Origin of the sequence: Phocaeicola dorei, from assembly GCF_013009555.1 — a bacterium.
Lineage (GTDB): Bacteria > Bacteroidota > Bacteroidia > Bacteroidales > Bacteroidaceae > Phocaeicola > Phocaeicola dorei.
Map to the genome: position 1 here is coordinate 2,251,273 of NZ_CP046176.1, position 16,212 is coordinate 2,267,484.

Genomic DNA, 16,212 nt, shown 5'->3' on the forward strand with positions numbered 1-16,212 from the left:
AAGCTTTGGAGTTAACTCCCAAGGCTATGGAGTTAACTCCAAAGACTTGCGGAGATAAAACAAACAGGAAGAAAACCTTTAACCATACGGCAGGAAAGGTTTAGAGATATGGATAAGATCTTTTAAGGATGAATCAGATTACAAAGCTACGCGTTCCTTATGGAGGAATACCCTTTTGCAGACTTGCTCGTCCACTGTAGGGATGGATTTCATTCCATTCCTGCAATGGATGATGTTTTGACAATGCTTATGATAGAAATGTACTTATATTACCCGATGCGGAAATATAAAGTTTATGCATAGCACGAGTACAGGCTACATATAACATGCTGCGGTCTATTTCTGTTCTATAGTCTTTATCAGTTACAAATGGAACAATCACTTCGTCAAATTCCAGTCCCTTTGCCATGTGGGCTGTAGTAATGACCACCCCATTGACAAAAGCTACACTTTCTTCTGTCAGCAAACAGATCTTATCAGACAAATGATTGATGGCTGCATACAACTTGTCCGCTTGTTTTACGGTTTTGCATATTATACCCATGGATACATCAGCTCCTTTCAGGAAAGAGGTGATGAGGTTTTCTATCCATTCTATCTCTTTCTTTTCTGTGGGAAGCAAGGCGACTGCCGGTTCCTCTCCATGACGCTCTATAGCTTCCAGTTCCTCGTTCTTGGCAATGCGTTGGGCAAACTCTGTGATTTCATACGTGGAGCGATAACTTTTACAAAGCTTCATCACTTCCGAGCCGACTAATACACGTTGGATCTGTTCGCAGGTGGTGGAACTGTATGGATTTACTGATTGCTTTGCATCTCCCAATATTGTTTTCCGGCAAGGGAATAATTTAGCCAGAACTTTGTATTGTATCGGAGTATAGTCCTGCATTTCGTCTACCAGCAGATGCTTGATGCCATACATGGTTTTATTATCTTCCAGGGCCAGTTTCAAATAAAGTAATGGGGCTACATCCGCATATTCCAATTTCCGGTTTTTACCCTGTTTGAACATTTCCGGTTTTCCCAGCCAGTCATAAAATCCCTTGTACAAGTCAAGGTCTTTATTGTTGAACATCTTTTTCAGTTCATTACCCAACTGCCGTATCTGTATTTTTCCCATCGGCTCTTGGTGATAGGTGAAAGTCAGTTCGCGGGCAATTTCTTCTGCCATTGGTTGGAAACGGCTGCGCATGGGCAGGCGGTGCCATGCCGCGAAACGTTCTTTCAGGTACTCGGCAGGGATAGGGATACGTCCTGCTTTCAGGTCGGTTGGCCGAAATGCGTTTTGTTCTAAATATAGAATGTATTTATCCATCTGCTGGATAAACTCGGTGGTGGATTTGAATCGGATACGTTCTATAAAATTTTCTTCCTCTTTGTCCAGTATTTCGGCCACCTGTTCAAAGAAGGTTTGTATTTTATACTTGTTATCCAGTATTTTGAGCATTAATTCCTCAAAGCCGCATTCTTCAATTTTTTCTTCTCCCAATTCGGGAAGTACGTTCGAGATGTAATCGGCAAATACTTTATTGGGGGAAATGATCAGGATATCATTGGACGTGATTTCCCCTTTGTGCCGATATAGCAGATAGGCTACACGGTGCAAGGCGATGGATGTTTTTCCTGAACCGGCTACTCCCTGAATAATCAGGGTGTTCGATGTATCATTACGGATAATTTTATTCTGTTCCCGTTGGATGGTGGCGACTATATTCTTCATCCGGTCATCGGAGTTTCCACTCAATTCTTTCTGAAGGATGTCATCTTGAATATTCAGTGAACTTTCCAGCATGAATTCCATTTTTCCGTCACGGATGCGATACTGGCGTTTCAGACGGATGTTACCTTTCACTTCTCCCGAGGGGGCGTCGAAATGTGCTTCTCCTAATTCATAATCATAGAACATGCTGGAGATGGGGGCACGCCAGTCGTGTATCAGATTTTCATTGGTGGGAGGATTGAAAAATGAGTGGATACCTATATATAATGGCAGGACTTCGGGTTGCCCTTTTTCTTGAAAGTCGATGCGCCCGAAATAGGGAATGGCCATCATTTTGCGATAACGTTTCTTTTTCTCGACCAAGGACTCACTGGCTGCTACTTGTTGGGTGACTATCTGCCGGACCGCACTTTTCTCGGCGCGGTCCAGTTCGGACAGATTTTCCCACAAGTAGAGTTTGTGCTCCATTACGTCTTTGGATTTATCTTCAATGGCCTTATCCATCTGTTCGATATTGGCAGCTAGTAAAGCAATAATATCCATGAGATAGGCTTTCTCTTCCTTTTCAGTCTGGTTAAATATCATAGCGCGTATTTGTTTGTCGTTTTATTGCTGGGCGAAATTACACAAATATGCTTAATGTTATTCTCTTTGTATGGAGAAATGTGGATGTAAATTTGTTCTTTGTCCGGTTGTTTGGATAACTCCAATATGAATATTGCAGGAATGAAAGCTGGTCTTTTCTTTGTGGAGGATAAGAAACTTTTACCTATCTGTCTGAACGACAGCGCGGAGTGGAGATTAAGAAAGTTGTCGGTAACGATTTGGCGACCGTGTAACTGCGCTGAACTGCTGCGCTTTGCATCTCGTCGAACAACTCTATGCAAATGTAGAGATTTTCTTGGAATCTACAAAACAAGCAAACGTTAATTATTCATTTAGTCCGTATTTTCTCATTTTACGGTAGAGGGTAGCGCGGTCGATGCGCAGCAGTTTTGCCGCCTCCGTGCGGTTGCCGCCACACCGTTTCAGGGCTTCGACGATACGGCGTTTCTCGCCCGCCTCATCCCGGATGGCCAGCGAATGATCCGCGTCGCTTGTCGGTTCGAGAGCTTCCAGTCCCATGTCCTCTACACGGACGATGCCGCCTTCGGCCAGCAGCACCGCCCGTTTGACCTTGTTCTGCAACTCCCGCACGTTGCCCGGTCATGCGTAGGCGAGCAACTGTTCGGCGGCTTTCTCCGTGAACCCGCATGTTTCGCGCCGCAACTCTTTCGAGTAGCGCTCCCGAAAGAACTCCGCGAGCGGCAGGATGTCGTCGGGGCACTCCGAAAGGAGCGGCAGCCGGATTTCAAACTCGTTCAATCGGTGATACAAGTCCTCCCGAAAACGGCCATTTTTGATGGCTTTCTGCAAATCCTCATTCGTGGCTGCGACGATCCGCACGTCCGTTTTCCACTCCCGTCTGCCGCCGACGGGCAGGTAGGTGTTTTCCTGCAATACCCGCAGCAGCATGGCCTGTATTTCATAGGGCATCGTACCGATTTCGTCCAGAAACAGCGTGCCGCCCTCGGCCATGCCGAAGTATCCCTCCCTGCTCGCGTCGGCTCCCGTGAACGCTCCCTTGACATGGCCGAAAAAGAGGGACGGGGCGAGTTCTTTGGGCAGCACGCCGCAGTTTACGGCCACGAACGGCATGTTCCGCCGTTCGCTCGACCGATGGATGTTGCGGGCGACGGATTCCTTGCCCGTCCCGTTCGCACCGAGAATCAAGACCGACATATCCGACGGCGCGACCAGCGCGGCGAGCCGTTCCACGTGGCGGGCTTGTGCGCTGCGGCGTCGGAACAGCACCTTCTCCTCCCGCTGCACGGTCGAAAGCGGGCGCAGTATCTCGTCGGCCATTTCCAGCAGCCGCTCCTTGTGTACGGGCTTGGGCAGGTAGTCTTTCGCGCCCGAACGGATGGCACGTACCGCATCGGACACCGTTGCGTACTCCGTCATGACGATATACGGGGTCGTCATCCTCTCCTCGCGCGTCCATTCCAAGAGGGAGATGCCGTCCCCTTCGGGCAGCCGCACGTCCGAGAGGATCAAATCGAAAGCCGTCCTGCGGAGCAGTCGCCGTGCCGCAGGCTCGTCGATGGCCGTCGTTACCTCGTACCCGGCTTGCAGCAGCCAGTCTTTCTGCATCTGCGACAGGCCGACGTTATCTTCGACTATCAATATCTTCCGTTTCATTCGTCAGTCTTTTCATTTCGTTTTCCGCTTCCGCGATCAGCAGGGCGGTATGCTCTATGACCCGCCGCGTATATTCCCCGACCTCCCCGTCGTCCTCCTTGTCGTCATGCAGCACATCCCGGTAGGCGTGCAGCAGGTCGTCCGTTTGCAACAGCTCCCACATCGGCAGCATACGGTGGATAATCTCTCGCAATCCTTCACGGTCGTTGCCCGCCTTGCGGAGCTGTTCGATGTCCTTGCGGGAGGCTTCGATGAACGTCCGAAGCAGTTTCTTTTTATCCCTTACCCCAGCCGTGAGAGAGGCAAAATCCGCAGATACCTCTTCCGGTTTCGTACCGCTCACCACGGAGGCGATAAGGTCGAGCAGTTCGTGCATCGAGAACGGCTTGTAGATGCAGGCGGCGAATCCGGCGGAGGCGAAAGCCTCCCGTTCCTTGTCGCCCCGTGCGGTCATGGCGACGACCGGAATCGTGCGCGAATTGCCTATATTGGAGTTGCGCAGCAGTTCCAGCAGCTCGAAACCGTTCGTTCCGGCCATCTGTATATCCGACAGGAGCAGGTCGTAGTCCGCTTTGCGCATCTCCCCGACCAGCGCACGGGTATTCCCGCAGGTCGTGCAGGAGACACCGTTGCGTTCGAGCATCTCCCTGACGATTTCGAGCTGCAACGGGTCGTCGTCGATGGCGAGGACACGCTGCGGAAGACGTGCGGCGGGATTGGAAACCCGCACCTCGCTCTCCACCGTCTCGTCCGTCAGCGGCAGGGGGAGCGACACGCGGAACGTGCTGCCCTTGCCGACCTCGCTGGCGACGGTAATTTCCCCGTCCAGCAGCCCGACCAGCCCTTTCGTGATCGACAACCCCAAGCCGAAACCTTCGGCGTTCGTGTCGGGAGCCGAACGCTCGAACGGGTCGAAGATGCGTGCCGCCGTTTCTTCGCTCATGCCGATACCCGTGTCTTCGACGGTCAGCAGGAGCGTACCGTCCTTATAACGGGCGGTGAAGCCGACGCTTCCCGCCCCGGTGAACTTGACGGCGTTCGAGAGCAGGTTGTCCGCGATCTGCTCGATGCGGTCGCTGTCGCCGCAGACCGTAACGTCCGTGCCCCCGAAATCGCACTGAAAAAGAAGCCCTTTGTCGTTGGCAGCACGGGTGAATCCCGCCGCGATGCGTTCCAGCAGGTCGGAAAGCCGGAAAGGGGTGTCGTTGCGGGTCTCCTTCGCCTCGTTGAGACGGTACACGTCCAAGAGGTTGTTCAGCAGGTGCAGGATATGCTTGCACAATATGCCGATATTGGCCAGATGGCTGTTGCGTCTCTTGCGGTCGCGCGTGTCCATCGCCAGCTCCGCGCTACCGTTGATGATGCTCAACGGGGCGCGTATGTCGTGGGAAATCGTCAGGATGATTTTCTTGCGCATATCCAGCAGGTCGCGGTTCTGCCCGATAATCTCTTTCAACTTGCGCTCTCCGGCCTCCCGACGCCGGATGTCCCGTTGGATGATGATATACGAGAGGGCAAGCAGCAGAATCGCTACGCCCAGCACGCAGGAGAGTATGCGGAAAGAGATCTGCCTCATGTCGGCTATTCGTTTTTCCCGGAAGTCGAAAGCCATCTGTGCCTGCCCGTCCAGCAGGGAGATAAGCGCCGACAGTTCGCGGTTCAACTGTCTGTTTTGCCGACGCAGGCTGTCCACCGGATTGTTGAAATCAAAGGTCGGCGTATCCCGCAAAGTATTTATCTGGCTGTTCAGAGCGTGCAGGTTGTTCGACGGCGGATATACCCGTATCGTGTCTTTCTTGCCGAAGAAGCCCGCGATGCCTTTTTTGCGCCGTACCTCTATGCGGGGCTTGACGGCGCTGGCGACAGCGGTCGGCAGCCTGTGGGCGATCAGGCTGTCCATCTCCTCCCGCTGGCGGACGCTCTGCATGATGCGCAGCAGGTGCGTCTCTTTGGCCGCCAGCAGCATTCGCAGCGTATCGACCTGTTCGGGGCGCACGAAACGGACGCACTCCCGACGGAGCGTGAGCAGTAGGCTGTCGAGGCGGAGCCGTTGGGTGCGGTAGGCACGGCTATCCTCCTCGTCCCAGCCTATGACGCTCTCACCCAAGGTGGCGAGTTCCGTAATCTCACGGTGGGCGACGGTTACATTTTGACGAATGTCGTTTATTTCAACAGAGTTTGCCGCAATCTCTTTTATACGGCTCTGTTCATAAAACAGAATGGCGACCATAATCCCGATGATCGCCACTGAAAAGAAATAACCTACAAATATCTTATGCTGCAATAACATTCTCATCAACCTTTGAATTTTTTACAATCCATATGCTCACTTCATACAGTATCCACATAGGCAACGCGACAAGCGAAAGCGTGAACACGTCCGATGTCGGTGTAATAATGGCAGCGACCACAAGGATAATCACGATGGCATGTTTCCGATAGCGGCGCATGAAATCTGCCGAAAGAAATCCCAACTTGGCGAACAGCCACGCGAAAATCGGTATCTCGAAGACGAGGCCCATTGCCAGACACATCGTCGCCAGCGTCGAGATATACGAATCGAGCGTGATGAGATTATCCACCTCGCCCCTCTCCTGATAGGTTCCCAGGAAGCGGAATGTCAGCGGAAAAATCAGAAAGTAGCTGACCAGCACCCCCAATCCGAACATCGCATAGCCGCCTCCGACCATCCGCATGACATACCGCCGTTCATTATTATATAATGCCAGAGAAACGAGCCGAAACAACTGGTAGAGGATATAGGGCGAAGCGCACAGTACTCTGGTGCATAACGCTATTTACATATGGATGATAGCGAGGATACTCAATAGATTTCCGCGTTACTATATGAAAATAGAGTTATATAGTTGTTTCCATGATTTTAGCTTCAATCCAATGTTATCAATTCATATTTTTGGCTTCCCAATCCCAACTGCTCGGCATATTCCAGATTGTGCATCCCGTTGCGTGAGTCGATGCGTTCTATCAGATGGATTTTGCCGTGGTCTTCCGAGGCACGTACCATGTCGATGCAGGCACGGTCCAGTGCAACTGGGTCGAGCGAGGCGAGGATGCCGATGTCGCCCATCTTAGGGTCTTCGGGAGTAGCCACGCAGTCACAGTCCACCGAAAGGTTGTTGGCCACGTTGATATATAAGATGCGGTCGCCTGTATGGTCGATGACGGCTTTCGAGGCTTCGGCCATCGATTCCTGGAAAATGTCCTGATGCGGCACGTCTTTCCACACTTCCACCACATCTTTGGTCTTTCCGGCGGAATGGATATATGCCTTTCCGGCAGACGAGGCGATGCCGATGGAAATGTTCTTCAACGCTCCTCCGAATCCCGCCATCGGATGTCCCTTGAAATGGGAAAGTACCATCACGAAGTCATAGTTCAGGAAATTTTTCCCTACATAATCCTCTTTCAGGTGTTTGCCGCCTTCTACCGGAAGTGCCGTCTCTCCTTCCGCATCCATGATGTCCACCGGGGCGATGGCGGTGAAACCGTGGTCGGCGGCTGCCTTCAGGTGATTTTCCGTGTTGTCACGTCCTCCGCCGTAGGCAGTGTTGCATTCCACTATCGTGCCGTTCACTTTTTGCACCAACGCTTTGATGAGATTCGGATTGAGGTAGTTATTGTTGCCCGGCTCGCCGGTGGATAGCTTCACGGCCACCTTGCCTTCGGCTTTCCGTCCGAGCACCTCGTAAATCTTCACCAGATTCTCGGATGAGATTTCCTTGATGTAGTACACTTTGGGCAGCGAAGCGTTTTCTTCCTGTCCGTTTTTCTTTTGTGCATTGGCACATCCTGTACACGTAAGTATCATTGCGGATGCCAATACGGTTGCAAAAAATCTGTTCATGTTAAAAAAAGTATTGATGTTAGAAATTCAGGTTCACTCCGGCCATTACCGTCGCCCTCGGCATCGGGTATCCGGCATTGATTTCGTATTTCTGCGCCAGCAGGTTCTCGCCCCGCGCCCAGATGTCGAGCCACTTCGCCGCCCGGAACGAGGCCCGCAGGTTCCACAACACGAAATTCTCCGTGATCTCCGTTTCGCCGACAGCGGTGTACAATCCGGCAATATACTGCAACCCGCTTGAAACCCTCCAGCGGCCTTTTGAGAAGTTCGCCCCGGCATAGAGCTTGTGTTCGGGGGCGGCGATGACCGGGTTCTCCATGTGCAGGAAGCTGTAGTTGGCATCCGCCGACCAGTCGGGGCTGATGCGGTAGGCCGCCTGCACCTCCACGCCCGTATTGTCTATCTTGCCTGAATTCTGGTTCAGCATGCCGCTGCCGCCGGGGTTGGGCAGGGCCTGGATGAGGTTCTTGCCGTCGATGTAGAAGAGGTTGATGCCGTATCGCAGACGGCCGTCAAGCAGCTGCTGCGAGAAAGCCAGCTCGTAGTTCCACATCGATTCAGGTTGCAGGTCGGGGTTCTGCGGCGGGAACATGTACATCTCGCGGAGAATCGGATAGCGGAAGCCTTTCGATGCCGAGGCTTTCAGCTCGATGGCGTGCGGCAGGTGAAACGCCAACCCCGCCTGCGGCACCCACTCCGTGCCTACGCGCGAATGATGGTCGATGCGCAGCCCGGCATTCAGCGTGAGCCACCGTCCGAAATCCTGGCGGAAATCCATGTAGCCCGCCACTTCGTTCTCATGCTTATCCACCATGTCGCTGCTCGTGCCGGCGCGGTCGCCGTTCACGTACTCGCTCCACGCATGTCCCCCGTAGCGGAACCAGTCGAAGCCGAAGGTAATCCGGTTGCCTTTGAAAAAGCGCGTGCTCTGGTAGAGCGAAAGGCCCATCATATCGTCGAACGAATTGAAGCGGTCGTCCTGCGGCCCCTCTCCGGCGGAGGGCGTGTAGCCGTCATTGATCCAATGGTCGCCCCAGTTGTAGAAGAAGCTCAACGCACCGGAGGTTTTTTCGTAGTCATTCTCCACAGCCAGCGAGGTCATCCCCCGTGTGATGCGCTGGTCGCCGTCCAACAGCGGGGCCGACACGGGGCCGGGGTACGATGCGTTGAAATGGGTTATATTCGCATCGGCCCGCACGCGCCAGCTGTCGGTCGGCTCATAACCCAGCGCGGCATAGCCGCCGTACTGCTCGAAGTTCATATCGGCACGGTGTCCGTCCGTGCGGTTGTACGAGCCGCTGACGACACTCGAAAAGCGACCTTTACGAATACGGTTGGTCAGCTCCGTCTCCAGCGTGTTGTAGGAGCCGTAGCCGGTATGCAGGTCGGTCCGCACGCCGTCCTCGTGCATCCTGCGGGTAACGATATTCACTACGCCGCCCATAGCGTTCGACCCGTAGAGTACGGACGCCGGACCGCGCAACACCTCCACGCGGTCGGCCAGCAGCGTCTGGTAGGCATCGGATATGGGGTGTCCGAAGATGCCGGCATATTGCGGATGTCCGTCTATCAGCACCATCAGCCGGGCATTGCCGCCGCTCAGTCCGCGCAGCGAAATACCGCCCGCCGCGCCGTTCGAGACGCCATAGCCCATCACGCCGCGCGAAGTGGTGAACAAGCCCGGCACCTGCTCGGTAAGTACCGGAAGCAACGAGGGCTGCATGGCCTGTTCAAGTTTGTTGCGGTTCACTACCGAGACGGTCTGTGAGAGGTGGCGCACGTCGGTCCGGTGGCGTGCGCCCGTCACCACCACCTCGTCAATAGAATAGGTCCGGTTTATGAATGTTGTGTCGGATACATCCTGCACTTGGGCACTCACTACTGTTGTTACCACCAGTAAAGAAACGGTTGAAAAGATTTTCTTCATTATAATATGCTTAGTAGTTCAATTCTATTTCATAAGTATCATTACATTCAAAATAGTCAGAGAAGAACTGCAAATGATAGGTAATTGACTTTCTCCAATAGGCATAGTCGTGAATGCCCGGACGGGAAATGTAATCATGTTCAATATACCGGTACGACAATTCCCTGTGAAGCCGTTCGTTGGCTTCATGGAAGAAATCTTCTGTACCACAGTCGAAAATGATGGCCAATCCTGGCTTTATCAGATGCAGTTGGTTCATGACCGTATAGACATCCCATCGTTCACTGTTTGTGTAATAATCGCCAAGTTGCTCTTTCATTTCCCAATGTTCTGCGAAAGGCCGTATGTCTACACCACCGCTCGTCGAGCCACAGGCTCCGAACAAATCCTGGTGGCGTATCGCTATCCAAAAAGCTCCATGTCCTCCCATGCTGAAGCCTGAGATGGCACGTCCCCTTTTATCGGGAATGGTTTTATAATGACTGTCCATATAACCGACAAGCTCTTTAGATATGTACGTTTCATAGCGTACCTGAGAATTGACCGGACTGTCCCAATACCATGAATTTTCACCGTCGGGACAAACGATTATCATTTCATATCGGTTTGCCAGCTGCGGCAGCTCCGGCTGTATGTCCAGCCAGGCACGGTAGTCTTTGCTGTATCCATGCAGCAGGTAAAGTACGGGCAAAGATTCCGACTTGTCGTAAACAGCAGGCAGGATGACGACATTTTTCACCGTCTTGTTCATTGACGGACTGAAAACGCCAATAGTATCTACCTGCTGTGCCCGAAGCTCAAAAGCGACGAAACACAGCAGAATAGAGTACACGGCTCTTGACAAAAAACACTTCATTCCGTATTGTTTTTTTTGTATTCGTTGAGATTGGTCATATGTCCATTTTCTCCATATGACCAATCAATCCCATTCAGCGTAGCGTTCCCATGTCTATCACATAGCGGAACTTCACTTTCCCGTCCACCACGTTCCGGTAGGCCCGGTTGATGGCTTCGGCATCCGCTTCCAGCATTTCCACTTCGGGGTAGATATTATGCGCCACCGAATAGTCCAGCATCTCCTGAGTTTCGGGAATGCCGGCGATGAGCGTGCCCATCACCTTCTTGCGCATACGCAGGGCCTCGACGTTCAGCATGGGGAGCTGGTCGTGCGAGGGCATACCGATAAGTACCAACTCGCCGTCCACCTTCAGCATGTTCACGTATTGCTCCACGTCGAAGTTTGTGGGTATCGTGCTGATGATGACACGGAAACTGTTGCCGAGTTCTTTCATCTCTGCGGGATTGTTCACATTTACATACCGCATGGCACCCATGCGAAGGGCATCGGCACGTTTCTCATCACTGATGTCGAACACCGTGACTTCCGCACCGAACGATACGGCATACTGTACGGCCAAATGTCCCAGTCCACCGAACCCAGCGACGGCTATCTTGTCTCCCTTTTTTACGCCTGTGAACCGTAACGGAGAGTAAGTCGTGGCACCGGCGCAGAGTAGCGGGGCGATACGCTTCATGTCTGCTCCTTCGGGGATTTTCAGCGCGAAATCCTCCGTCACGACGATGTTATTGGAATAGCCTCCCAAGGTCGGTGTACCGTCCCATTCGCGGGAGTTATAGGTATAGACGGTCTTGCCGTTGTCGCAATATTGCTCTTCTCCATTGCGGCAATGTTCGCATTCACCGCAGGAGTTTACCATACAGCCCACACCGGCCATATCGCCTACCTTGAATTTGGTCACGTCCTTGCCAACCGCTGCCACCCGTCCGGCGATTTCGTGCCCCGGCACCATCGGGTAGATGCTTTCACCCCACTCGGAGCGTGCCTGATGGATGTCACTGTGGCAGATACCCGAATACATGATTTCGATCAGGATGTCATGATCGCCCACCGCACGGCGTTCAAACTCGTAGGGTTGCAGGATGCCTTGCTTGTCCATCGCGACGAACCCTTTTGACTTTACCGGACTCTTGTCTGTCTGTGCCTGTATTCCTGTTACCGCTCCTATCAGGAGGGCGGACAGGATGATTGCTGTCTTTTTCATTCTGTTCTTCGTTTTTACGTTAATACTTCGTGCTATTTGAATGACCGTTCATAAATACCGAGATAATCCTCGTCGCTGAGCGAAAGCGGGTCGGCTGTGATGTCGCCGCCAAGCACCTCATGGATACGTTTCGGCCAGCTTTTGATTTCTTCCCGGGTAATTCCGGCATCACTCATCTTCAAGTCCTTGCAGTCGATGGAATCAAGCAGCGCATCGAGTGCCGCGATGAAATCCTTACCGCTTTGCGGATTTTCCACGCCCATTGCCCGGGCCATCTTCTTCATCGGTTCCTCGGCCGCCTTGCGTTCGGCGAAGAAATCGAAATACTCGTGGCTGATCATAATCAGTCCTGCCCCGTGTGCCAGGTCGCTATGGTAGGACCCCATGACGTGTTCCATCGTGTGCTGCGAGGTGCAGAGCATGTAGAATCCGGCCAGGGAGTTGGCAAGTGCCATCTGTGCCCGTGCCTCCTTGTCAGAACCGTCTTTATAGGCAATCGGCAGGTACTTCGCAATCAGTTCGATGGCTTTCAGGGCGAACATCTCGCCCATCGGGTGTTCGTTCTTGTTGATAACGCTTTCGGCGGCATGGAAGAAAGCGTCCATGCCTTGATAGGCGGTGAACTTGGGCGGTACGCTCATCATCAGGTCGGAATCTACGATGGAAATGGCCGGGAACATCGAAACGTCGAACACTCCCGTCTTTTCTTCCAGCTCATCGTTCGAGATGACGGAAAACATATCCACCTCCGAACCCGTCCCCGCGCTGGTCGTTATGGCAACCAGCGGTGCGCTGGGGTGCGAGAACGCTTTATGTCCGCCTTTTGCCGAGAAAGCATAATCCCAAAGGTCGCCGTCATTGACCATCATCAGGGCGATACACTTGCCTGCATCCATTACCGAACCGCCACCCAACGCTACTACAAAGTCACAACCGTTCTCCCGGGCTTTCCGGGCGGCATCCATCACATTCTCTCGGGTCGGATTCGGGCGAATGCCGTCGAAAAGGACGTGTTCGACATGAGCCAGGTCGAGTTCCCGTTCTACAGCGGCCAGATAGCCGTATTTTTTCGTACTTTGTCCGTTGGACGTTACGATAAGGGCCTTCCTGCCGGGCATCTGTTCCAGATGGAGGTTCTTCAGTTGCCCTGCGCCGAAGAGGACTTTTGTGGGCATGAAAAATTGAAAATTGTACATGGTTTCTGATTTTTAATCGTTGTTATTACCTTATTTGTTTAGAAATCTATCTCATCGGGGTCAAGTCCCGAACCTCCGCAATACGCCATGCGGTCGATGGTCTGCATGTCCGTGTCCGAAATCTCGAAACCGAAGACGTCGAGGTTTTCGCGGATGCGTTCCGGAGTGACCGATTTGGGAAGCGGAAGTACGCCGTGCTGCAACGCCCAGCGGATGCAGAGTCGGGCGACCGACTTTCCGTATCGGGCTGCTATGCCTTTCAGGGTCTCGTTAGTCAGCATACGTCCCGTGCCGAGCGGCGACCAGGCTTCTACCAAAATTCCGTTCGCACGGCAGAAGTCCGTACACTCCCGTTGCATGAAGCCGGGATGGAACTCTATCTGGTTCACCATCGGCTTGACGGTGGCACGGTCGAGCAACGCCTCCAGATGGTGCGGAAGAAAGTTGCTGACCCCGATGGCCCGTATCTTCCCTTCGTTATAAAGCGTTTCCATGGCACGCCAGGTGTCCGCATTGATTTGCCGCCAGTCGGCGAACCGGTGTTCCGTGGCTGGCCAATGTATCAGGTAGAGGTCGAGATAGTCCAGACAGAGGTCGGCCAGCGTGCGGTGGAATGCACGTAGCGTGGTGTCGTACCCTCTTTCCGTGTTCCACACCTTGCTCGTGACAAAAATCTCCTCACGGGCGATGCCGCTGCGGGCGATTCCTTCGCCCACGCCCTGCTCGTTTCCGTATACTGCGGCTGTGTCTATGTGGCGGTAGCCTGCTCGGATGGCGCATTGCACGGCTTCTATGGCCGTCTCACCGTCCGGAGTCTGCCAGGTGCCGAAACCTACGGACGGTATCCGCACACCGTTTGTCAATTCAAAATCCTTGTTCATGGTTGTTACTCTATTATCCATATTTTATGCTTATTATTTATCCGTATTTCCTGTTCAGAAGTTCATCTTCACTGACAGTTCCGTCGTAAAGGGACGGATGAAAGAACCCGACATCAGGTAGTCCCGGTACATGGACGGCTCTGTCACAAGGTCGGCTGCCGCGATGGAACCGCTTGCCCCTTTCTGGTTGAGGAAATTGACAACGTTCGCCGACAGCGAAATGTGACTGTTCAGGCGGTAGTCGATGCCTCCGAATGTTTCCCAGCGCGGATTGAAGTACAGGGTGTTCGGCTTGTTGATGTATTGCTTGCTGAAATAGCGGAAGCTGAGCCAGAAACGCCACCTGTCTATGCTGTAAGAAGGGTCGATTTCCATCAGCAGCTCGGAAACACCGGTCACTTTGCGGCCGCTGAAACTGAAATCGTGGGGAGTCCCGTCGCTGAAGGTGAGTGTCGTGTCAAAGTTCCTGTACCGGGGCTTCTGCCAGGTGAGCAGGTAATGCAGCTGGAAACCCTTGAAAGGGGTAAGCACCACATCGGTGGTCCACCCTGTCGTTGCGATGTCGTAATTGATGGAGGCGGTACGTGTCTCGTCCACTCCATCGATGTTGGCCGTGAACTGGGAGCGTGATTTATAGTTCGTCTTGCGGATGTAGGACAGGGTGGAGACCAGATTCACCCAACCGTTGCGGTAATAGACCCCGAACCGTCCCAACTGTACATCCACGGGAGCGAGGTTGGCGTAGTCCTGTCCGGCAAAGTCCTCCAGACGGGGATGCTGCCTGTTGAAAAGATAATCCGCCGTCAGGCCGAAACTTCCGGACAGGGCATAATGGAGGCCGGCTGTGGCAATGGGGTTGAACCAGTTGTAGTTGAAAGCCGTCAGCTTCACTCCTTCCTTGGCCAGGTTGAATCCTTCCGAACGGTCGTTGTAACGGTCGTCCGTTGTCGGGTTCATGGGAGAATGTCCGTCTATGTGGTAATATTCCAGTCGGATGCCGTATGAGAGTGACAGGTCCTTCCGTATCTGCCAGTCGTCGGAGGCATACAGGGAGAGTTTGTTCTCGCGCCCGTCGTAGTATTCCGCTCCGGTGTTGAAGCCCCAGAATGAAAGGCCGTTGTATGACAGGTGCTGCGGATTTGCCTCGACCGTATGCGCCCAGTTGCTGGTCATGGTCTTCATCTCCACCCGGTTGTGCCATTGGTTGAGGCCGATGCGCAGGTCGTGTCCGGCCAGGCTGCGGTTATACTCCAGCGTTCCCAGTATGTCGCTCACCGCTCCCCGGTAATAAAGGCTGTAGCGGCTTTGCACGTTTCCTTCGTATGGACTCCCGTCCGGGGTGGCATATCCGGTCTCATTATCGACGTAGGATAATCCGGCCAGTCCGTTGCTCGTCCAGTTGGACCTGGCACGCTTGTAGCGCAGACTGTATTTCAGCAGTCCTCCATCATCGGACTGGTATTTGCCCGCCAGCCCTATCTCATTGCCATGGGAGTGGTTCATATCATGGAGGTTTCCCGTCCGGATTTCTCCCGTCACGACATCCTGATAAGTAATCAGTCCGTCGGACGGCATATAGGAGTCTTTCCCTAGGTCAAACCCTTCCATGAGCCTGACACTGCCGTCGCCCACGTAGATGAAAGGGCCTTTGGAATCCCGGATATAGATGTTGTCGGCATGTTTCAGCAGCAGCGATACTTCTCCTCTGCCTTCGTTCCACCGGTGCGTCAGCGCGGCCTTATAGATTTGGGTACGGTCCTGGTATCTGGCGAATTCCAGACGGTTGCTGCCCGGGTCGAAATTCTGGAAAGAACCGATGCTGTAGTACCAGCCTTCCGCTATTTTCCCCGCTATGCCCACATCAAACTTCTGGGAGCCGAAGTGGTTCAGCGTGTAGTCCAGGTGCGCTTCCGTCCTGTCTGCCCCCAAACGGGTCTCGCTGTTCAGTGTATAGCCGACATTCCCGCTGAGCAGAGCCGATTCACTCAAGGACATCAGTGCGCTTTTCTTATAGGAAACCCCGCCCCGCCAGTTCATGTACGACATGTAAGGCCAGAAATAATAGGAGACCGGCAGTCCGTCTTCCATTATCTCCGTTCCTCCGGTAGTTCCGGGAAGACCGATATTGACTTCCCTCGGCTTGGTCGCATCCGAAGCGTTCAGCATGACATTCCTGTTCCCGACTTCTTTGGAAGCGGTATTCCGGAGGTTGAGCGTATCTTGTACGGAAACCGGTTGCCCCTTCACCCCGAGGGGGCGGAAGCAGCCGAACAGCACCAACGGCCCGATGAGACCTATCTTACAGACGTTCTTCATGAG

9 protein-coding genes and 2 pseudogenes are annotated in these 16,212 nt (G+C 53.3%); all 11 read right to left on the bottom strand.

Features of this window, described 5'->3' with window-relative positions:
• Nucleotides 1-247: 247 nt before the first annotated feature.
• Complete coding sequence (locus GKD17_RS09270; protein ID WP_007838578.1) at nt 248-2,305, bottom strand: HelD family protein; 2,058 nt, start codon at nt 2,303-2,305, stop codon at nt 248-250.
• 345 nt (nt 2,306-2,650) lie between these two features.
• Nucleotides 2,651-3,961: pseudogene (locus tag GKD17_RS09275) on the bottom strand (sigma-54-dependent transcriptional regulator).
• Complete coding sequence (locus tag GKD17_RS09280) at nt 3,930-6,257, bottom strand: hybrid sensor histidine kinase/response regulator (protein WP_050764907.1); 2,328 nt, start codon at nt 6,255-6,257, stop codon at nt 3,930-3,932. Before GKD17_RS09280 ends, GKD17_RS09275 begins: the two are co-directional and overlap by 32 nt.
• Nucleotides 6,235-6,756: pseudogene (gene tatC / locus GKD17_RS09285) on the bottom strand (twin-arginine translocase subunit TatC); the annotation flags it as partial. The pseudogene tatC and the gene GKD17_RS09280, both read right to left, overlap by 23 nt.
• 92 nt (nt 6,757-6,848) lie before the next feature.
• Nucleotides 6,849-7,826 (bottom strand): DUF362 domain-containing protein, encoded by a 978-nt coding sequence (locus tag GKD17_RS09290; protein WP_007838591.1) that lies wholly within the window; start codon nt 7,824-7,826, stop codon nt 6,849-6,851.
• Nucleotides 7,827-7,845: 19 nt separating this feature from the next.
• Nucleotides 7,846-9,753, bottom strand: coding sequence for a TonB-dependent receptor (locus GKD17_RS09295; protein WP_032936570.1), 1,908 nt, complete (start codon nt 9,751-9,753; stop codon nt 7,846-7,848).
• Nucleotides 9,754-9,763: 10 nt separating this feature from the next.
• Nucleotides 9,764-10,609 (bottom strand): alpha/beta hydrolase, encoded by an 846-nt coding sequence (locus GKD17_RS09300; RefSeq protein ID WP_032936572.1) that lies wholly within the window; start codon nt 10,607-10,609, stop codon nt 9,764-9,766.
• 73 nt (nt 10,610-10,682) lie between these two features.
• Nucleotides 10,683-11,816, bottom strand: coding sequence for an NAD(P)-dependent alcohol dehydrogenase (locus GKD17_RS09305; protein WP_007838595.1), 1,134 nt, complete (start codon nt 11,814-11,816; stop codon nt 10,683-10,685).
• A gap of 32 nt (nt 11,817-11,848) precedes the next feature.
• Nucleotides 11,849-13,012 (bottom strand): iron-containing alcohol dehydrogenase, encoded by a 1,164-nt coding sequence (locus tag GKD17_RS09310; RefSeq protein WP_007838596.1) that lies wholly within the window; start codon nt 13,010-13,012, stop codon nt 11,849-11,851.
• Nucleotides 13,013-13,050: 38 nt separating this feature from the next.
• Nucleotides 13,051-13,914, bottom strand: a complete 864-nt coding sequence (locus GKD17_RS09315; RefSeq protein ID WP_007838597.1) for an aldo/keto reductase — start codon at nt 13,912-13,914, stop codon at nt 13,051-13,053.
• A 33-nt stretch (nt 13,915-13,947) separates the two neighbouring features.
• Nucleotides 13,948-16,209 carry a TonB-dependent receptor gene (locus tag GKD17_RS09320; protein WP_007838598.1) on the bottom strand — a complete coding sequence of 754 codons (2,262 nt, stop codon included), beginning with the start codon at nt 16,207-16,209 and terminating at the stop codon, nt 13,948-13,950.
• Nucleotides 16,210-16,212 lie beyond the last annotated feature (3 nt).